Annotated in this window: 18 protein-coding genes and 1 other annotated feature; all 18 genes read left to right on the top strand. The window is 38.5% G+C overall.

The genetic code is table 11. From position 1 onward, the window contains the following. The first annotated feature begins 33 nt into the window (after positions 1-33). The 18 genes from nusG (at position 34) to rplW (ending at position 19,705) form a co-directional block, all read left to right on the top strand. Complete coding sequence (gene nusG / locus PY093_RS12930) at positions 34-567, top strand: transcription termination/antitermination protein NusG (protein ID WP_275646287.1); 534 nt, start codon at positions 34-36, stop codon at positions 565-567. Positions 568-738: 171 nt separating this feature from the next. Next, positions 739-1,164: a 50S ribosomal protein L11 gene (rplK, locus tag PY093_RS12925; RefSeq protein ID WP_275646286.1), complete on the top strand. Its 426-nt coding sequence runs from the start codon at positions 739-741 to the stop codon at positions 1,162-1,164. Between the two features lie 190 nt (positions 1,165-1,354). Next, on the top strand, positions 1,355-2,056 hold the full coding sequence (rplA, locus tag PY093_RS12920) for a 50S ribosomal protein L1 (protein ID WP_275646285.1): 702 nt from the start codon (positions 1,355-1,357) through the stop codon (positions 2,054-2,056). 49 nt (positions 2,057-2,105) lie between these two features. Then, positions 2,106-2,260, top strand: a sequence feature (ribosomal protein L10 leader region). A 50-nt stretch (positions 2,261-2,310) separates the two neighbouring features. Continuing rightward, the gene (gene rplJ / locus PY093_RS12915; RefSeq protein WP_275646284.1) at positions 2,311-2,811 is read left to right on the top strand and encodes a 50S ribosomal protein L10; all 501 of its coding nucleotides are present in this window, start codon (positions 2,311-2,313) and stop codon (positions 2,809-2,811) included. Between the two features lie 63 nt (positions 2,812-2,874). Then, positions 2,875-3,237 (top strand): 50S ribosomal protein L7/L12, encoded by a 363-nt coding sequence (gene rplL, locus PY093_RS12910; protein ID WP_275646283.1) that lies wholly within the window; start codon positions 2,875-2,877, stop codon positions 3,235-3,237. Positions 3,238-3,385: 148 nt separating this feature from the next. Further along, complete coding sequence (locus tag PY093_RS12905) at positions 3,386-3,991, top strand: class I SAM-dependent methyltransferase (RefSeq protein WP_275646282.1); 606 nt, start codon at positions 3,386-3,388, stop codon at positions 3,989-3,991. A gap of 430 nt (positions 3,992-4,421) precedes the next feature. Further along, positions 4,422-7,994 (top strand): DNA-directed RNA polymerase subunit beta, encoded by a 3,573-nt coding sequence (gene rpoB, locus PY093_RS12900; protein ID WP_275646281.1) that lies wholly within the window; start codon positions 4,422-4,424, stop codon positions 7,992-7,994. Between the two features lie 62 nt (positions 7,995-8,056). Beyond that, the gene (rpoC, locus tag PY093_RS12895; RefSeq protein ID WP_275646280.1) at positions 8,057-11,656 is read left to right on the top strand and encodes a DNA-directed RNA polymerase subunit beta'; all 3,600 of its coding nucleotides are present in this window, start codon (positions 8,057-8,059) and stop codon (positions 11,654-11,656) included. Between the two features lie 160 nt (positions 11,657-11,816). Next, the gene (locus PY093_RS12890; protein ID WP_275646279.1) at positions 11,817-12,065 is read left to right on the top strand and encodes a 50S ribosomal protein L7ae-like protein; all 249 of its coding nucleotides are present in this window, start codon (positions 11,817-11,819) and stop codon (positions 12,063-12,065) included. A 110-nt stretch (positions 12,066-12,175) separates the two neighbouring features. Beyond that, positions 12,176-12,598, top strand: coding sequence for a 30S ribosomal protein S12 (gene rpsL, locus PY093_RS12885; protein WP_275646278.1), 423 nt, complete (start codon positions 12,176-12,178; stop codon positions 12,596-12,598). A gap of 38 nt (positions 12,599-12,636) precedes the next feature. Beyond that, the gene (rpsG, locus tag PY093_RS12880) at positions 12,637-13,107 is read left to right on the top strand and encodes a 30S ribosomal protein S7 (RefSeq protein ID WP_275646277.1); all 471 of its coding nucleotides are present in this window, start codon (positions 12,637-12,639) and stop codon (positions 13,105-13,107) included. 90 nt (positions 13,108-13,197) lie between these two features. Continuing rightward, positions 13,198-15,276 (top strand): elongation factor G, encoded by a 2,079-nt coding sequence (gene fusA / locus PY093_RS12875; RefSeq protein ID WP_275646276.1) that lies wholly within the window; start codon positions 13,198-13,200, stop codon positions 15,274-15,276. Positions 15,277-15,405: 129 nt separating this feature from the next. Continuing rightward, a complete protein-coding gene (tuf, locus tag PY093_RS12870; protein ID WP_275646275.1) occupies positions 15,406-16,596 on the top strand; it encodes an elongation factor Tu in 1,191 nt (396 codons plus the stop codon). Between the two features lie 380 nt (positions 16,597-16,976). Next, complete coding sequence (locus tag PY093_RS12865) at positions 16,977-17,423, top strand: hypothetical protein (RefSeq protein ID WP_275646274.1); 447 nt, start codon at positions 16,977-16,979, stop codon at positions 17,421-17,423. A 375-nt stretch (positions 17,424-17,798) separates the two neighbouring features. After that, positions 17,799-18,107 carry a 30S ribosomal protein S10 gene (rpsJ, locus tag PY093_RS12860; protein WP_275646273.1) on the top strand — a complete coding sequence of 103 codons (309 nt, stop codon included), beginning with the start codon at positions 17,799-17,801 and terminating at the stop codon, positions 18,105-18,107. Between the two features lie 31 nt (positions 18,108-18,138). Next, complete coding sequence (gene rplC / locus PY093_RS12855) at positions 18,139-18,768, top strand: 50S ribosomal protein L3 (RefSeq protein WP_275646272.1); 630 nt, start codon at positions 18,139-18,141, stop codon at positions 18,766-18,768. Positions 18,769-18,794: 26 nt separating this feature from the next. Continuing rightward, the gene (gene rplD, locus PY093_RS12850; protein ID WP_275646271.1) at positions 18,795-19,418 is read left to right on the top strand and encodes a 50S ribosomal protein L4; all 624 of its coding nucleotides are present in this window, start codon (positions 18,795-18,797) and stop codon (positions 19,416-19,418) included. Then, the gene (rplW, locus tag PY093_RS12845) at positions 19,418-19,705 is read left to right on the top strand and encodes a 50S ribosomal protein L23 (protein ID WP_275646270.1); all 288 of its coding nucleotides are present in this window, start codon (positions 19,418-19,420) and stop codon (positions 19,703-19,705) included. Before rplD ends, rplW begins: the two co-directional genes overlap by 1 nt. Positions 19,706-19,721: the final 16 nt, after the last annotated feature.

The raw sequence follows: 19,721 nt of genomic DNA, 5'->3' as shown, positions 1-19,721 counted from the left end.
TTTAGGGGAGGGAAGGACAATACGTCCTATCAAATGGAAAAAAGCTGGTATGTTGTACATACGTATTCTGGTTATGAGAACAAAGTAAAGGCAAACCTAGAAAAACGTGTAGAAACAATGGGAATGCAAGATAAGATTTTTCGTGTAGTAGTTCCTGAAGAGGAAGAGACGGAAATTAAGAATGGTAAGAAAAAGGTTACGAAAAGAAAGGTTTTCCCAGGGTATGTGGTAGTTGAAATTATTATGACAGACGATTCATGGTATGTTGTTCGTAATACTCCTGGTGTAACTGGATTTGTAGGTTCGGCTGGGTCAGGTTCGAAACCAACCCCTCTTTTACCTGATGAAGTAACAAGTATCCTTAAACATATGGGAATGGATCAGAAGGTAGTGGAAGTTGACTTCGAACTTAAAGAGACAGTTAAAGTGAAAGAAGGTCCATTTGCAAACTTTACAGGTGCAGTTGAGGATATTGATATGGATAAGCAAAAAGTTAAAGTTCATGTTAATATGTTTGGTCGTGAAACTCCGGTAGAACTGGATTTCTCTCAAGTTGAAAAATTATAAGCATAAAAAACTTGATATTGTTATAGGAAAGTGGTATCATTTCATAGGTCAGTATGTCTCAACTTATGAGACTAACTATAACTAATTCTTTATATTCACATAAAGAATAACAGATGAGTGGGAGGGTTATTACCCTATTACCACATCACGGACTTTAAGGAGGTGTGTCTCGTGGCTAAAAAAGTAATTAAGATCGTTAAATTACAAATTCCCGCGGCAAAAGCTAACCCAGCACCACCAGTTGGACCGGCACTAGGTCAAGCAGGTGTTAATATCATGGGATTCTGTAAAGAGTTTAACGCTCGTACAGCTGAACAAGCTGGTTTGATCATTCCTGTTGAAATTACGGTATTTGAAGACCGTTCATTTACATTTATTACGAAAACTCCACCTGCAGCAGTTCTACTTAAGAAAGCAGCTGGTATCGAGTCTGGTTCTGGTGAACCAAACCGTAATAAAGTGGCAACAGTTAAGCGTGACAAAGTACGCGAGATTGCAGAAACTAAGATGCCAGATTTAAATGCGGCAAACGTAGAATCTGCAATGCGTATGGTTGAAGGTACTGCACGTAGCATGGGTATCGTTATCGAAGATTAATTAAGTCTGCGTGTTTTGTTTGTTAGGGGGCTACCCTCTGACTGTAAAACCAGCAACTAGGCTTACCAACCTAAAATGGTTGGTTATAGCTGATCTTTATTTAGGGGTTGCGGATATGGTTTATCCAGTTCGCAACCTTTATTCGTGGGAGGTTCCATTCCGCTAAAACCACATTCGAGGAGGATTTATAATGGCAAAAAGAGGTAAAAAGTACGTAGAAGCTGCTAAATTAGTAGATCGTACACAAGCTTATTCAGTTGCAGAAGCAATTGAATTAATTAAGAAAACAAACACAACTAAATTTGATGCATCTGTTGAAGTTGCATTCCGTTTAGGTGTTGATCCTAAAAAAGCTGACCAACAAATTCGTGGTGCAGTAGTACTTCCAAATGGTACTGGTAAAACACAACGTGTATTAGTTTTTGCAAAAGGTGAAAAAGCGAAAGAAGCAGAAGCTGCTGGTGCAGACTATGTTGGCGATGCAGACTTCATCACTAAAATCACACAAGGTTGGTTTGACTTTGATGTTATCGTTGCAACTCCTGACATGATGGGTGAAGTAGGTAAATTAGGTCGCGTATTAGGACCAAAAGGATTAATGCCAAACCCTAAAACAGGTACTGTTACATTTGACGTAGACAGAGCAGTTAAAGAAATCAAAGCTGGTAAAGTTGAATACCGTGTAGACAAATCTTCTAACATTCATGTTCCGATTGGTAAAGTTTCTTTCGACAACGAAAAACTTGTTGAAAACTTTACAACAATCTATGAAACAATGTTAAAGGTTAAACCAGCTGCTGCAAAAGGTACGTACATGAAAAATGTAGCTGTTTCTTCTACAATGGGACCTGGAATCAAGGTTGATCCATCAACTTTTGTCGCTACTAAATAATGGATATTGACTTTTAATAAGTCATTTACTATAATAGATTTTGTTCGAAAAAAGAATTTCATTTGAACCGTAGACAGTAGGTGCTTAACATAAAGTAAGCTTAATTTCCTACCGAGGTGTAGTGATTTAATAACGAGGGATCGTTTGCGAATTTTGCTATGTCAACCTCCATGTCTCTCGGCGTGGAGGTTTTATAATACTATTACACCCGAGCGGTATCATTTGTGAGATAAAAATCTACAGGAGGTGTAAGGATGAGTAATGCAGTTGAACAAAAGAAACAAATCGTAACTGAAATTGCTGACAAATTCCGCGCAAGTAAATCAACTATCGTTGTTGACTACCGTGGACTTAGTGTTGGTGAAGTAACTGAACTTCGTAAACAACTTCGTGACGCTGGGATCGATTTTAAAGTATACAAAAACACTTTAACTCGCCGTGCTGCAGAGGCTGCTGAATTAGCTGGTCTTAATGATGCGTTAACTGGACCAAATGCTATCGCATTTAGTAATGAAGATGTTGTTGCTCCTGCTAAAATACTTAATGACTTTGCTAAAAAGCATGAAGCATTAGAGATCAAAGCTGGTGTAATTGAGGGTAACCTTGCTACTCTTGAAGAAGTTAAAGCTCTTGCGGAACTTCCATCACGTGAAGGATTACTTTCTATGTTGCTTAGTGTGCTACAAGCGCCTATACGCAATTTCGCACTTGTTACAAAAGCTGTTGCAGAACAAAAAGAAGAACAAGGTGCGTAAGTTTAACACACAATTATCTATTCGACTTTCCATAATAGGATAAAAAACAAGGAGGATTTTAAAATGACTACAGAACAAATCATTGAAGCGGTTAAAAATATGACTGTTTTAGAACTTAACGACTTAGTAAAAGCAATTGAAGAAGAATTCGGTGTTACTGCTGCTGCACCAGTTGCAATGGGAGCTGTTGCTGGTGGCGAAGCTGCTGCTGAGCAAACTGAATTTGATGTTGTACTAGCTAGCGCTGGTGACCAAAAAATTAAGGTTATCAAAGTTGTTCGTGAAATCACTGGTCTTGGCTTAAAAGAAGCTAAGGAAGTAGTTGACAACGCTCCAAAGGCTGTTAAAGAAGGCGTTTCTAAAGAAGATGCTGAAGAAATCAAAGCTAAGCTTGAAGAAGTTGGAGCTAACGTAGAAGTTAAGTAATCATTTACATTCATCAATAGAAAAGCTCGCTTGATATCAGGCGAGTTTTTTTTGCCTAATCAAGTATATGAAAAATGCTTGCACCTGCCTATATTGTGAACAATATATTGTAACTAAATGTTCCTATATTTCGAGGAGGTACATATTATTGAGTGACCACTACTATTCAAGTAATCCATCAGCAACTAGTAAACCTCAAAATATTAGCTTTACATTAAAGGGTAATGAACTTCGGTTCAAAAGTGATAGTGGAGTTTTCTCTAAAAATGAGGTTGATTTTGGATCACGTTTGTTAATTGAAACATTCCAGTTTCCTGCTATTGAAGGTGATTTGTTAGATATAGGCTGTGGTTATGGACCAATTGGACTTGCTTTGGCTAAATGTGCCCAAACAAGAAATGTGGATATGATTGATGTGAACGAACGAGCTCTTGAGCTAGCAAAAGAAAATGCTATAGTTAACAGCATCGATAATGTGTCGATATTTAAGAGTGATCTGTTTGAGTCGGTTCGTGAAAAACGGTATGCAGCAATTCTATCTAATCCACCAATTAGAGCAGGTAAAAAGGTAGTTCACCACATTTTAGAGGAAAGCTGCCGTTTTCTAGAGGCAAAAGGTGAGCTTTGGATTGTTATTCAAAAAAAGCAAGGTGCACCATCTGCGATTGCAAAATTACAATCCTTATTTGATGAAACGGAAATAGTCAAGAAGGATAAAGGCTACTATATTATTAAAGCTTTTAATAATGAATAAAAGCTGGCACGAGACATAAAAGGATGAATATTTCAGATGGGATATATATATCTATGAACACCCTATAACTGAAAAAGATTTTATTGTCAATAGAAATGGCGAAAAATAGTTGACGGTTAATTTTACCTATGTTAACATTATAAAATGCCAATATATATTTTTTTCTATGCAACTAAATTTATTTTTTATGTATAAAAATAGTGGCTATGGAAAGACTAATAAAATCAATAGTTCGTTTATGGAAATATGGTTTTCTTGTACAATCAGAAAATATAAATTTCTGATGTTTAAAAGAAAAATACAGGTCATTTAATGTTGTTTTACCTGTTTTTTTCTAAATGAGAAACCATTTTCTTTTTGTCTATTGTGTGTGCGAGTTTAGACAAACAATAATAGCAAGTTATAACGCTTGATTTGAGGGGTGAATCAGTTGACAGGTCAACTAGTTCAGTATGGACGACACCGCAGGCGAAGAAGTTATGCGCGTATTAGTGAAGTTTTAGAATTGCCAAATCTCATTGAAATACAAACCTCTTCATATCAATGGTTTCTTGATGAGGGTCTAAGAGAAATGTTTCAGGATATTTCTCCGATTGAAGATTTTACTGGTAACTTATCGCTAGAATTTATCGATTATAGTTTAGGGGACCCTAAATATTCTGTCGAGGAAACTAAAGAGCGAGATGTTACATACTCTGCACCATTACGTGTTAAGGTGCGTCTGATTAATAAGGAAACCGGTGAAGTAAAGGATCAGGACGTATTTATGGGTGATTTCCCACTTATGACAGAAACAGGTACGTTTGTTATCAATGGTGCTGAACGTGTTATTGTTTCTCAGTTAGTTCGATCACCAAGTGTTTATTATAGTGGTAAGGTTGACAAAAATGGAAAAAGAGGCTTTACGGCAACAGTAATTCCAAACCGTGGTGCTTGGTTAGAATACGAAACAGATGCGAAGGATGTTGTATACGTTCGTATTGATCGTACTCGGAAATTACCGGTTACGGTTCTTTTGCGTGCATTAGGGTTTGGGTCTGATCAAGAAATCATCGATCTGTTTGGTGAAAATGAATATCTCCGTAATACTCTAGACAAGGATAATACTGAGAGTACCGAAAAAGCGTTGTTAGAAATTTATGAGCGCTTGCGCCCGGGTGAACCACCTACTGTTGACAATGCTAAAAGCTTACTAGAATCTCGTTTCTTTGATCCGAAACGGTATGATCTAGCAAATGTAGGTCGCTACAAAATGAACAAAAAATTACACATTAAAAATCGCTTGTTCAATCAACGACTAGCCGAAACACTAGTTGATAGTGAAACGGGAGAAATCATTGCAGAAAAAGGTACTCTGCTAGACAGAAGAACCCTTGATCGCATTATCCCGAGTCTTGTAGCTGGCATTGGTTTCAAGTCCGTTCAGCCTAACGGTGGAGTAATAGACGATGAAGTTACAATTCAATCTATTAAAATAATTGCTCCTAGTGATCCAGATGGAGAACAAGTTATTAATGTCATTGGGAACACTGTAATAGATGAATCAATTAAAAATATTACACAGGCTGATATACTATCAACTATTAGTTATTTCTTTAATTTACTTCATCAAGTTGGCGATACTGATGATATCGATCATCTTGGAAACCGTCGCTTACGATCTGTCGGTGAATTACTGCAGAATCAATTCCGAATCGGGCTTTCCCGTATGGAACGGGTAGTTCGCGAGAGAATGTCAATTCAAGATACAAATACAATTACACCACAACAATTAATTAATATTCGCCCTGTTATTGCGTCTATTAAAGAGTTTTTCGGTAGTTCTCAATTATCACAGTTTATGGACCAAACAAATCCTTTAGCAGAATTAACACATAAAAGAAGATTGTCTGCATTAGGACCTGGTGGATTAACTCGTGAGCGTGCAGGATTCGAAGTTCGTGACGTTCACTACTCTCACTATGGACGTATGTGTCCAATTGAGACTCCAGAAGGACCAAACATTGGTTTGATCAACTCTTTATCATCATTCGCAAAGGTAAATAGATTCGGTTTTATTGAAACGCCATATCGACGAGTAGATCCAGAGACTGGTAAAGTAACAAACCGCATTGATTATCTAACTGCTGATGAAGAAGATTTGTACGTAGTTGCACAAGCAAACGCTAGATTGTCAGATGATGGATCATTTATAGATGAAGATATTGTTGCACGTTTCCGTGGTGAAAACACAGTTATACACCGCGACCGTATCGATTATATGGATGTATCACCTAAACAGGTAGTCTCTGCTGCTACAGCGTGTATTCCTTTCTTAGAAAACGATGACTCTAACCGTGCATTAATGGGAGCGAACATGCAACGTCAGGCTGTTCCGTTAATGAAACCAGAGGCACCAATCGTTGGTACGGGTATGGAGTATGTTTCTGGTAAAGACTCTGGAGCTGCAGTTATTTGTAAGTATCCCGGTGTAGTTGAAAGAGTTGAAGCTAAACAAGTTTGGGTACGCCGCTATGATGAAGTAGATGGCCAAAAGGTAAAAGGTAATCTAGATAAATATAGAATGTTAAAGTTCATTCGCTCAAATCAAGGTACGTGTTATAATCAGCGTCCAATTGTTTCAGTAGGCGACGAGGTTGTTAGAGGAGAAATTCTTGCCGACGGACCATCAATGGAACAAGGTGAACTTGCCTTAGGAAGAAACGTTCTTGTAGGGTTCATGACATGGGATGGTTATAACTATGAAGATGCGATTATCATGAGTGAACGTTTAGTAAAAGACGATGTGTACACATCTATCCATATTGAAGAATATGAATCAGAGTCGCGTGACACTAAACTAGGACCAGAAGAAATTACTCGAGATATTCCAAACGTCGGTGAAGATGCTCTACGTAATCTTGATGAACGAGGAATTATTCGAACAGGTGCAGAGGTTAAAGATGGAGATCTATTAGTTGGTAAAGTAACTCCGAAAGGGGTGACAGAACTCACTGCAGAGGAACGTCTTCTTCATGCGATTTTCGGAGAAAAGGCTCGGGAAGTTCGTGATACCTCTCTCCGTGTACCGCACGGTGGTGGAGGTATTGTCCTGGATGTTAAAGTGTTTAACCGTGAAGATGGAGATGAACTTCCACCAGGTGTAAACCAACTTGTACGTGTCTATATTGTTCAAAAGCGTAAGATCTCAGAAGGAGATAAGATGGCGGGTCGCCACGGTAACAAAGGGGTTATTTCTCGTATTCTTCCAGAAGAAGATATGCCTTTCTTACCAGATGGTACACCGATTGATATCATGTTAAATCCACTAGGAGTTCCTTCACGTATGAACATTGGTCAGGTGCTTGAACTTCATCTTGGTATGGCAGCGCGCAAACTTGGCATTCACGTTGCTTCTCCTGTATTTGATGGAGCCCGTGAAGAAGATGTATGGGAAACTTTACAAGAAGCAGGTATGTCACGTGATGCGAAAACCGTTCTGTATGATGGAAGAACAGGTGAACCATTTGATAATCGTGTATCTGTAGGTGTAATGTACATGATCAAACTGGCTCACATGGTAGACGACAAACTGCACGCACGATCGACAGGACCTTATTCATTAGTTACGCAACAGCCTCTTGGTGGTAAAGCACAATTTGGTGGACAACGTTTTGGAGAGATGGAGGTTTGGGCACTTGAAGCATACGGTGCGGCTTATACTCTACAAGAAATTTTAACAGTGAAATCAGATGATGTAGTTGGTCGTGTGAAAACATATGAAGCAATTGTTAAAGGCGAGAATGTACCAGAACCAGGAGTTCCAGAATCATTCAAAGTTCTAATTAAAGAACTTCAAAGCTTAGGGATGGATGTAAAAATGCTTTCTAGTGACGAACAAGAAATCGAAATGCGAGATACAGAGGATGACGAAGATCCATCTAAAAGTGAAAATATATCACTAGATTATGATCAGCCAAATAGCGATATAAATGTTGTAAGAGATGCAGTTACAAAGGAATAATTCGGGTAATATAAACCAAGCAATTAGGGTAAAACCTGGAGATTATAAGGGAGGTAGGCCCCTTGCTAGATGTCAATAATTTTGAGTATATGAAAATCGGACTCGCTTCACCTGATAAGATTCGTTCTTGGTCGTTTGGTGAAGTAAAGAAGCCTGAAACAATTAATTATCGTACATTAAAACCTGAAAAAGACGGTTTGTTCTGTGAACGTATTTTTGGTCCTACAAAGGACTGGGAGTGCCATTGCGGCAAATACAAACGCGTTCGTTACAAAGGTGTAGTATGTGATCGATGTGGAGTAGAAGTAACGCGTGCGAAGGTACGTCGTGAACGTATGGGGCATATTGAATTAGCTGCCCCTGTGTCACACATCTGGTACTTCAAAGGTATTCCTAGCCGAATGGGGCTTGTCCTAGATATGTCCCCGCGCGCTTTGGAAGAAATAATTTATTTTGCTTCCTATGTAGTTACAGAAACAGGAGACACTCCACTCGAGAAAAAGCAATTGTTATCAGAAAAGGAATTCCGTGCTTATCGTGAAAAGTACGGGAACACATTCCAAGCATCAATGGGTGCAGAAGCAATTAAAAAATTACTATCAGATATTGAGCTTGTAAAAGAAGTTAATTTCATAAAAGAGGAATTAAAAACTGCACAAGGTCAACGTCGTACGCGTTCAATAAAACGCTTAGAAGTATTAGAAGCATTCAGAAATTCTGGTAATGAACCATCTTGGATGATTTTAGATGTACTTCCAGTAATCCCACCAGAATTACGCCCAATGGTTCAATTAGATGGGGGACGCTTTGCAACATCTGACTTAAATGATTTATATCGTCGAGTAATTAATCGTAATAACCGTTTAAAACGTCTATTAGATCTTGGAGCACCAAGCATCATTGTTCAAAATGAGAAACGTATGCTTCAAGAAGCGGTAGATGCCTTAATCGATAATGGTCGTCGAGGTCGTCCGGTAACTGGTCCTGGTAACCGTCCATTAAAATCGTTGTCTCATATGTTAAAAGGGAAGCAGGGTCGTTTCCGTCAAAACCTTCTTGGTAAACGTGTAGACTATTCTGGTCGTTCGGTTATTGTTGTAGGACCTAACCTGAAAATGTACCAGTGCGGTTTACCTAAGGAAATGGCACTTGAACTTTTCAAGCCTTTCGTCATGAAAGAGTTAGTTGAGAAGGGTCTTGCTCATAATATAAAAAGTGCAAAACGAAAAATAGAACGAGTACAACCAGAAGTATGGGATGTATTAGAATCAGTTATTAAAGAACATCCAGTTCTACTTAACCGTGCACCAACACTTCACAGACTAGGTATTCAAGCTTTTGAACCAACCCTTGTTGAAGGTCGTGCAATTCGATTACACCCACTTGTTTGTACTGCATATAACGCTGACTTTGATGGTGACCAAATGGCGGTTCACGTACCATTATCAGCAGAAGCACAAGCAGAGGCGCGTATTTTAATGTTAGCGGCTCAAAACATCTTGAATCCTAAAGATGGTAAACCAGTTGTTACTCCTTCACAGGATATGGTTTTAGGTAATTACTACTTAACGCTTGAACGTAAAGGTGCAATTGGAGAAGGAATGATATTTAAAGATACAAATGAAGCTGTAATCGCTTATCAAAGTGGTTATGTTCATCTTCATACAAGAGTTGCTGTTCATGCTGGGTCGTTGGATAACGAAACGTTTACAGATGAACAAAACAATCAGTTATTAATAACAACTGTAGGTAAGTTAATATTTAACGAGATCTTACCAAAGACATTCCCGTTTATTAACGAACCAACAAAACGAAATCTTGAGGAAAAGACACCTGAGAAATACTTTGTTTCTAAAGGTGCTGACGTTAGAGAGGCAATTGAAAACCAAGAGGTTATTGATCCTTTCAAGAAGAAAATACTGGGTAATGTCATTGCAGAAGTGTTCAAGCGTTTTAAAATCACCGAGACTTCAAAAATGTTGGACAGAATGAAGAATCTTGGATTTAAATATTCAACAAAAGCTGGTATTACAGTAGGTGTTTCTGACATTGTAGTTCTAGCTGAAAAAGAGACAATTCTTACTGAAGCACAAGCAAAAGTTGATAATGTATTAAAGCAATTCCGTCGCGGATTAATTACTGATGAAGAACGCTACGACAGAGTTATTTCAATCTGGAGTGCTGCTAAAGACGTTATCCAAGGAAAATTAATGGATACGCTTGACAGAACAAATCCAATCTTTATGATGAGTGATTCAGGTGCACGTGGTAACGCATCTAACTTTACGCAACTTGCTGGAATGCGTGGACTTATGGCCAACCCGGCTGGACGTATAATCGAACTACCAATCAAATCAAGTTTCCGTGAAGGTTTAACGGTATTGGAGTACTTTATCTCTACCCATGGTGCTCGTAAAGGCCTTGCAGATACTGCCTTAAAAACAGCTGACTCAGGGTACTTAACAAGACGTCTAGTAGATGTTGCACAAGACGTTATTGTTAGAGATGATGATTGTGGCACTGACAGAGGACTTCATATCAGAGCCCTCAAGGATGGTACTGAAGTAATTGAACCACTTGATGAACGACTAATCGGTCGTTATGCAAGAAAGGCAATTAAACACCCTGAAACGAATGAAGTAATTGTCAAAGAAAACGATCTAATTACTGAAGACTTAGCAACTACAATAGTAGATGCAGGTATTGAAGATGTATGGATCCGATCTGCATTTACATGTAACACAAGACACGGTGTTTGTAAGAAATGTTATGGTCGTAACCTTGCAACTGGCTCAGAAGTTGAGGTTGGTGAGGCAGTTGGTATCATCGCTGCACAATCAATCGGAGAACCAGGTACACAGTTAACGATGCGTACATTCCATACAGGTGGGGTTGCTGGGGACGATATAACTCAAGGTTTACCTCGTATTCAAGAGTTATTTGAAGCTCGTAATCCAAAAGGTCAAGCCGTTATTTCAGAAATTGATGGTGTCGTTTCTGCTATTAATGAAATACGTGACAAACAACAAGAAATTGTTATTCAAGGTCAAGTTGAATCACGTTCTTTCACTGCTCCATATAGCGCACGTTTAAAAGTTACAGAGGGTCAAGAGATTGCGCGAGGTCAAGAATTAACAGAAGGTTCAATTGATCCAAAGGAACTTCTAAAAGTAAAAGATATGACATCAGTGCAGGAATACTTACTGCGTGAGGTTCAAAAAGTATACCGAATGCAAGGGGTAGAAATTGGAGATAAACACGTAGAGGTAATGGTAAGACAAATGCTACGTAAAGTTAGAGTGATGGATGCAGGTGATACAGAAGTGTTACCAGGCTCACTGCTTGACGTACATCAATTTACTGATGCTAATGCGAAAGTACTACTTGCTGGAGGAAATCCTGCAACAGGTCGCCCAGTGCTTCTTGGTATTACAAAAGCATCTCTTGAAACGGATTCCTTCTTATCTGCAGCATCATTCCAAGAAACAACAAGAGTACTTACTGATGCAGCAATAAAAGGAAAACGCGATGAATTACTGGGATTGAAGGAAAATGTAATTATTGGTAAGTTAGTTCCTGCGGGTACAGGTATGAACCGTTATCGTAGAGCTGAACCAGTACTTCAACCAAAGGATTCAGAAGAGACAGTAACAGTAGAGTAGTTCTAACTAAACATTGTAAGATTAGATGTTAACATAACACTAACACACTATTTTCGTCTAAATGAATAGAAAATGTATGAGAGTGGTTGACATCTATCTTTTACAATGTTATTATATCCAAGGTGCTTCTAATAACCTGATACTTTGGAGGATATGAAAAATGTCTTATGAAAAAGTATTACAGGCAACTAAGATTATCATAGGTACTAAGCAGACAGTGAAAGCTTTACAAACCACAACTGTACTAGAAGTTGTCGTAGCAGAAGATGCTGATCGGCGTGTTATAAATAGTGTATTACAAACAGCTGAGCAACAACATGTAACAGTTACAAAAGTGGATTCTATGAAAAAGCTTGGAAAAGCATGTGGAATAGAAGTAGGAGCTGCAGCTGTAGCAATTATCAGTTAAAAACTGTTTTTGTGGAAAACAACAAGTATTCTACAAAAACTTTGTTTTTGTCAAAAGATGATCCACCTGGATGTGTGGACTTAAAAAGTGATGAAGGGAGGAAAACAACTATGCCTACAATTAATCAACTAGTGCGCAAGGGTCGCGAATCTAAGATTCAAAAATCTGACTCTCCAGCATTAAATAAAGGATATAACAGCTTCAAAAAAGCTCAAACCAACTTGTCTTCTCCACAAAAACGTGGTGTATGTACTCGTGTTGGTACGATGACTCCGAAGAAGCCAAACTCAGCACTTCGTAAGTATGCTCGTGTACGTTTAACTAACGGAATAGAAGTTACAGCTTACATCCCAGGAATCGGGCACAACCTACAAGAACACAGTGTAGTGTTAATTCGTGGAGGACGTGTTAAAGATTTACCAGGGGTACGTTATCACATTGTACGTGGAGCATTAGACACTGCTGGAGTTAACAACCGTATGCAAGGTCGTTCTAAGTACGGTACTAAGAGACCAAAAGCAGCAAAAAAATAATAAAAAATACTAAATTATAATCGAAAGGAGGAAATCATATGCCTCGTAAAGGACCTGTTGCAAAGAGAGATGTATTACCAGATCCGATTTACAATTCAAAGCTTGTTTCTCGTTTAATCAATAAAATGATGGTTGATGGGAAAAGAGGAAAGTCACAAGCAATTTTATATAACGCATTTGATTTAGTACAACAACGTTCTGGTAAAGACGCTATTGAAGTGTTTGAACAAGCGTTAAAAAATATTATGCCGGTATTAGAAGTAAAAGCACGCCGTGTAGGTGGCTCTAACTATCAAGTGCCAGTAGAGGTTCGCCCAGATCGTAGAACTACTCTTGGTCTTCGTTGGTTAGTTAACTATTCTCGTCTTCGTGGAGAAAAAACGATGGAAGAGCGTTTAGCTAACGAAATCTTAGATGCTGCTAATAATAGTGGTGCGTCTGTTAAGAAACGTGAAGATACACATAAAATGGCTGAAGCAAATAAAGCATTTGCTCACTACCGTTGGTAGAAAAAAGACAAGCTCTGTTAAAATGAGATATTTTTTAACAGAGCATTTTCTAAAAAAAATTATACTTAACCTAGGAAGGAGAAAGACCCAATGGCAAGAGAGTTCTCCTTAGACAAAACTCGTAATATTGGTATCATGGCACATATTGATGCTGGTAAAACTACGACAACTGAGCGTGTGCTTTATTACACAGGTCGTATCCACAAAATTGGTGAAACTCATGAAGGAGCTTCACAAATGGACTGGATGGAGCAGGAGCAAGAACGTGGTATCACGATCACATCTGCTGCAACAACAGCTTCTTGGAAGGGTCACCGTGTAAACATCATCGATACACCAGGTCACGTAGACTTCACAGTTGAAGTTGAACGTTCACTTCGTGTACTTGATGGAGCAGTAGCTGTTCTTGATGCACAATCAGGAGTTGAACCTCAAACTGAAACAGTTTGGCGTCAAGCTACAACTTATGGTGTACCACGTGTTGTTTTTGTTAATAAAATGGACAAAATTGGTGCAGACTTCTTATACTCTGTAGGAACTATCCATGACCGTTTACAAGCAAACGCACACCCTATTCAATTACCAATCGGTGCTGAAGATCAATTCGAAGGAATTATTGATTTAATAGAAATGAAAGCTACTTTCTACGGTAATGACTTAGGTACTGATATCGTTGATAAAGATATTCCTGAAGAGTACATGGAACAAGCAGAAGAGTACCGTGCTAAATTAGTAGAAGCGGTAGCTGAGCTTGATGAAGAGCTTATGATGAAGTATCTAGAGGGCGAAGAATTAAATAACGAAGAAATTAAAGCTGCAATCCGTAAGGGTACAGTAAACGTTGAATTCTATCCTGTTATCTGCGGATCTGCATTTAAGAACAAAGGTGTTCAAAAAATGCTTGATGCAGTTCTAGATTACCTACCAGCTCCAACAGATGTACCACCGATTACAGGTATACTTCCTGATACAGAAGAAGAAGTAACTCGTGAACCAAATGATGAAGGCCCTTTTTCAGCATTAGCATTCAAAGTTATGACTGACCCTTACGTTGGGAAATTAACTTTCTTCCGTGTATACTCAGGTTCACTTGAGTCTGGTTCTTATGTACAAAATTCAACAAAAGGTAAGCGTGAGCGTGTAGGTCGTATTCTTCAAATGCATGCGAACTCTCGTGAAGAAATCTCTAAAGTTTACTCAGGAGATATCGCTGCTGCTGTTGGTTTAAAGGATACTACTACTGGTGATACATTATGTGATGATAAGAATCAAGTTATTCTTGAGTCAATGAATTTCCCAGAGCCAGTTATTCAATTATCAGTGGAGCCAAAATCAAAAGCTGACCAAGATAAAATGGGTACTGCTTTACAGAAGTTATCTGAAGAAGATCCAACATTCCGTGCACATACTGACCCTGAAACTGGTCAAACAATCATCGCTGGTATGGGTGAGTTACACTTAGATATCATCGTTGATCGTATGAGACGTGAATTTAAAGTTGAAGCTAACGTTGGTGCTCCTCAGGTAGCATACCGTGAAACATTCCGTGGATCTGCTAAAGTTGAGGGTAAATTTGCTCGTCAATCAGGTGGACGTGGACAATTCGGTCACGTTTGGATTGAATTCGAACCTAACGAAGAAGGAAAAGGCTTTGAATTCGAAAACAAAATCGTTGGTGGGGTAGTACCTCGTGAGTACGTACCTGCAGTACAAGCTGGTCTTGAAGATTCAATGAAAAACGGTGTATTAGCTGGCTATCAATTAATTGATGTTAAAGCTGCACTTGTTGATGGATCTTACCATGATGTAGATTCAAGTGAAATGGCGTTTAAAATTGCTGCTTCAATGGCATTAAAAAATGCTGTTTCTAAATGTAACCCAGTCATTCTTGAACCTATGATGAGAGTTGAAGTAGTTATCCCTGACGAATATATGGGAGATATCATGGGTGGTATTACTGCTCGTCGTGGACGTGTAGAAGGTATGGAAGCTCGTGGTAATGCACAAGTTGTTCGTGCAATGGTTCCACTTTCTGAAATGTTTGGATACGCAACTTCACTACGTTCTAATACACAAGGCCGCGGAGTATTTACAATGCACTTTGACCACTATGAGGAAGTACCTAAGAGTATTTCTGAAGAAATTATTAAAAAAAATAAAGGTGAATAATTGATTTTCACCTACAGTTAAAGTATAACTACTTATGTAAGCTTAGAAAGTGGCATGATTACCTCTTTTCACTTTCTAGCATTTCATACTTTCTATTATAAATTAAAATCCTTAAGGAGGCTTTTCATAATGGGTAAAGAAAAATTTGACCGTTCAAAAGCACATGCTAATATTGGAACAATCGGACACGTTGACCATGGTAAAACAACTTTAACAGCTGCTATCACTTCAGTTCTTGCAAAAAGATCTGGTAAAGGTACTGCTATGGCTTATGACCAAATCGATGGTGCTCCAGAAGAGCGTGAGCGTGGAATCACAATTTCAACTGCACACGTTGAGTACGAAACTGACAACCGTCACTATGCACACGTTGACTGCCCAGGACATGCTGACTATGTTAAAAACATGATCACTGGTGCTGCTCAAATGGACGGCGGAATCCTAGTAGTATCTGCTGCTGATGGCCCAATGCCACAAACACGTGAGCACATCCTTCTTTCTCGTCAAGTAGGTGTTCCTCACCTAGTAGTATTCTTAAACAAATGTGACATGGTAGACGATGAAGAATTACTAGAGTTAGTTGAAATGGAAGTTCGTGACTTACTTTCTGACTATGATTTCCCTGGAGACGATGTTCCTGTAATTAAAGGTTCTGCTCTTAAAGCTCTTGAAGGAGAAACAGAGTGGGAAGATAAAGTTATCGAATTAATGGCAGCAGTTGATGAGTACATCCCAACTCCAACTCGTGACACTGACAAGCCTTTCATGATGCCGATTGAGGATGTATTCTCAATTACTGGTCGTGGAACTGTTGCTACAGGACGTGTTGAGCGTGGAAAAGTTAAAGTTGGTGAAGTTGTAGAAATCATCGGTTTAACAGAAGAGCCTAAAAACACTACTGTAACAGGTGTTGAAATGTTCCGTAAGCTTCTTGATTATGCTGAAGCTGGAGACAACATCGGAGCTCTACTTCGTGGAGTTTCTCGTGATGATATCCAACGTGGACAAGTACTTGCTAAGCCAGGTACTATCAAGCCACACACAAAGTTTAAAGCAGAAGTTTATGTACTATCTAAAGAAGAAGGTGGACGTCACACTCCATTCTTTACAAACTACCGTCCTCAGTTCTACTTTCGTACAACTGACGTAACTGGAATTTGTAACCTACCTGAAGGCGTAGAAATGGTTATGCCTGGTGACAACATCGAAATGACTGTTGAACTAATCGCTTCCGTTGCGATTGAAGAAGGTACAAAATTCTCAATCCGTGAAGGTGGACGTACTGTTGGAGCAGGCGTAGTAGCTACTATCCAAGAGTAATAATAAAAGAGAAAACAAGGAGCAAAAGTGCTCCTTGTTTTTTTTTTAAAGATAAGAAAGTATAAAAGTTTGTACCTAGTTTTAGTGTCTAGCTCCGGGCGCCATCGGAACTGAGGTCATATGCCAATCCGCCGGAAGGTAAAGAACAACCTTCCAGCCGACTTGACTTATGCTTGTCGCCGATAGGCGGGCGCCCTGTGCTTTTCTTATTTCAGAATTTATATGTTGACCCTTTATGTTATATAAACAGTATAATTGATCAACAATCATGGCATCGGTATCTAAGGTACATTGGTATATCGGATCTCAAAATGAAGCCGGGTTTCAAAAAAATATAAAACATTAAAAAAATACTAAACGGTAACTAGAAGAGCAATCTGATGCCCGAAATCGCACAAAAAGTAAAAACCGGTAACCAAAAGAGCAATCTGATGCCCGAAATCGCACAAAAAATAAAAAACGGTAACCAGAAGAGCAATCTGATGCCCGAAATCGCGCAAAAAATAAAAAACGGTAACCAGAAGAGCAATCTGATGCCCGAAATCGCACATAAAATAAAAAACGGTAATCAGAAGAGCAATCTGATGCCCGAAATCGCACAAAAAGTAAAAACCGGTAACCAAAAGAGCAATCTGATGCCCGAAATCGCACAAAAAATAAAAACCGGTAACCAAAAGAGTAATCTGATGCCCGAAATCGCACAAAAAATAAAAAACGGTAATCAGAAGAGCAATCTGATGCCCGAAATCGCACAAAAAATAAAAAACGGTAATCAAAAGAGCAATTTGATGGCCAAAGTTGCGCAAAAAATATTGGTAAAAGTTTAATGTAGGTATTTTAAATCATATGTCTTACAATAACATGTCGAATATGATACTTGTATTTTTGATCTAAATAACTTTAAAGTTTGAATCTAAAGTTAGATAATCGTTTTCCTTCCATTATATAACTTTCCTAATCATTAGTAGAAAACTTGTAAATGTGGTAATTGGTATGTATAATAAAAAAAGTGCGAAAAACATGAATAAAAAAATGTTTATCTTGCATTTATACATTGTTTTTTATATAATAGACAATGTTGGTCTTTGACTGCGATGATGTGGAAGGTTGCTGATACACCCGGCCGCTTTGCCATGGCGAGTGTAAGGAAATTTCCACGGAGAAAGTCTATTTCGAAAATAGGCGATAAAGGAGGGAAAATAATGGCAAAACAAAAGATTCGTATTCGTTTAAAAGCATATGATCACAGAATTTTAGATCAGTCTGCTGAAAAAATCGTAGACACAGCGAAACGTTCAGGTGCAGCAGTATCTGGTCCGATTCCGCTTCCAACTGAAAAATCTATCTATACGATTCTTCGTGCGGTACACAAATATAAAGATTCTCGTGAGCAATTCGAAATGCGTACACACAAACGTTTAATCGATATCGTTAACCCGACACCACAAACTGTTGACGCGTTAATGCGTTTAGATTTACCGTCAGGTGTAGACATTGAAATAAAACTTTAATAAAACGTTTATAAAATAGGAGGTGTAACTAATGACCAAAGGAATCTTAGGAAGAAAAATCGGTATGACGCAAATCTTTGTTGGAAACGGTGAACTTGTTCCAGTAACAGTTATCGAAGCTAATCCTAACGTTGTTCTTCAAAAGAAAACTGCTGAAAACGACGGCTATGAAGCTATCCAAGTTGGATTTGAAGACAAACGAGAAAAACTAGCAAACAAACCTGAAAAGGGTCATGTTGCAAAAGCTAATACAGCACCTAAGCGCTTCTTACGCGAAATTCGCGGAATTGAGGTTGCTGGTTACGAAGTAGGTCAAGAAGTAAATGTTAATATCTTCTCTGAAGGAGATATAGTGGATGTAACAGGTATATCAAAAGGTAAAGGTTTCCAGGGTGTAATTAAACGTCATGGACAATCACGCGGACCGATGGCTCACGGATCACGTTACCACCGTCGTCCCGGTTCAATGGGACCTGTTGCTCCAAACCGTGTATTCAAAAATAAGTTACTACCCGGTCGTATGGGCGGAGAGCGCATTACAGTTCAAAATTTACAAATTGTAAAAGTTGATACTGAGCGCAACCTACTTCTTATTAAAGGTAATGTACCTGGACCAAGAAAAGCGTTAATTACTGTTAAAAGCGCAGTTAAAGCGAAATAATCTCTTTAAGAAAGGAGGACATACAAATGCCTAAAATTGCATTGTATAACCAAAAAGGTTCAAATGTTGGAGAAATCGAATTAAATGAGTCGATTTTCGGTATTGAGCCAAATAATCAAGTATTATTTGATGCTGTTATTATGCAAAGAGCTTCCTTACGTCAAGGAACTCATAAAGTAAAAGTTCGTTCAGAAGTACGTGGCGGAGGACGCAAGCCTTGGAAACAAAAAGGTACAGGTCGCGCTCGTCAAGGTTCTATTCGTTCACCACAATGGCGTGGAGGCGGAATTGTATTTGGACCTACACCAAGAAGCTATAGCTTTAAATTACCAAAAAAAGTACGTCGTTTAGCAGTCAAATCCGCTTTATCTACTAAAGTATTAGAGAACAATCTATTAGTTTTAGATAACCTATCATTCGAAGCACCGAAGACTAAAGAAATGTCTGCGGTTTTAAAAGGACTATCAATCGAGCGCAAAGCATTAATCGTAACAGGTGATATAAATGAAACTGTTGCTTTATCTGCTCGTAATATTCCTGGAGTAACTGTTGTTACTGCTAATGGTATTAATGTTCTTGATGTGCTTAACCACGATAAGCTTATTATGACTAAAGCTGCGGTGGAAAAAGTAGAGGAGGTGCTTGCATAATGAAAGATCCTCGTGATATTATTAAGCGCCCCGTTATTACTGAACGTTCAACGGATTTAATGTCTGAAAAAAAATATACATTTGATGTTGATGTTAGAGCTAACAAAACGGAAGTCAAAGATGCTATCGAGCAAATCTTTGGAGTTGATGTAGAGAAAGTTAACATCATGAATTACAAAGGTAAATTCAAACGTATGGGACGTCACAGTGGTTACACTAACCGTCGTAGAAAAGCAATTGTTAAATTAACAAATGACAGCAAAGAAATCGAATTCTTTGAAGTATAAGTCTTTTAGTGAAGGA

The organism is Cytobacillus sp. S13-E01 (genome assembly GCF_029193815.1).
Taxonomy (GTDB): Bacteria; Bacillota; Bacilli; order Bacillales; family Bacillaceae_L; genus Bacillus_BV.
Note: the sequence above shows the minus strand (reverse complement) of the source record. Positions and strands in the feature narration are given on the sequence as shown.

What these genes read in the sequence shown, in the direction of transcription:
- nusG (WP_275646287.1), top strand. Translation starts at nt 34, where the DNA reads ATGGAAAAAAGCTGGTATGTTGTACATACGTATTCTGGTTATGAGAAC.
- rplA (WP_275646285.1), top strand. Translation starts at nt 1,355, where the DNA reads ATGGCAAAAAGAGGTAAAAAGTACGTAGAAGCTGCTAAATTAGTAGAT.
- rplJ (WP_275646284.1), top strand. Translation starts at nt 2,311, where the DNA reads ATGAGTAATGCAGTTGAACAAAAGAAACAAATCGTAACTGAAATTGCT.
- rplL (WP_275646283.1), top strand. Translation starts at nt 2,875, where the DNA reads ATGACTACAGAACAAATCATTGAAGCGGTTAAAAATATGACTGTTTTA.
- PY093_RS12890 (WP_275646279.1), top strand. Translation starts at nt 11,817, where the DNA reads ATGTCTTATGAAAAAGTATTACAGGCAACTAAGATTATCATAGGTACT.
- rpsL (WP_275646278.1), top strand. Translation starts at nt 12,176, where the DNA reads ATGCCTACAATTAATCAACTAGTGCGCAAGGGTCGCGAATCTAAGATT.
- rpsG (WP_275646277.1), top strand. Translation starts at nt 12,637, where the DNA reads ATGCCTCGTAAAGGACCTGTTGCAAAGAGAGATGTATTACCAGATCCG.
- fusA (WP_275646276.1), top strand. Translation starts at nt 13,198, where the DNA reads ATGGCAAGAGAGTTCTCCTTAGACAAAACTCGTAATATTGGTATCATG.
- tuf (WP_275646275.1), top strand. Translation starts at nt 15,406, where the DNA reads ATGGGTAAAGAAAAATTTGACCGTTCAAAAGCACATGCTAATATTGGA.
- PY093_RS12865 (WP_275646274.1), top strand. Translation starts at nt 16,977, where the DNA reads ATGCCCGAAATCGCACAAAAAGTAAAAACCGGTAACCAAAAGAGCAAT.
- rpsJ (WP_275646273.1), top strand. Translation starts at nt 17,799, where the DNA reads ATGGCAAAACAAAAGATTCGTATTCGTTTAAAAGCATATGATCACAGA.
- rplC (WP_275646272.1), top strand. Translation starts at nt 18,139, where the DNA reads ATGACCAAAGGAATCTTAGGAAGAAAAATCGGTATGACGCAAATCTTT.
- rplD (WP_275646271.1), top strand. Translation starts at nt 18,795, where the DNA reads ATGCCTAAAATTGCATTGTATAACCAAAAAGGTTCAAATGTTGGAGAA.
- rplW (WP_275646270.1), top strand. Translation starts at nt 19,418, where the DNA reads ATGAAAGATCCTCGTGATATTATTAAGCGCCCCGTTATTACTGAACGT.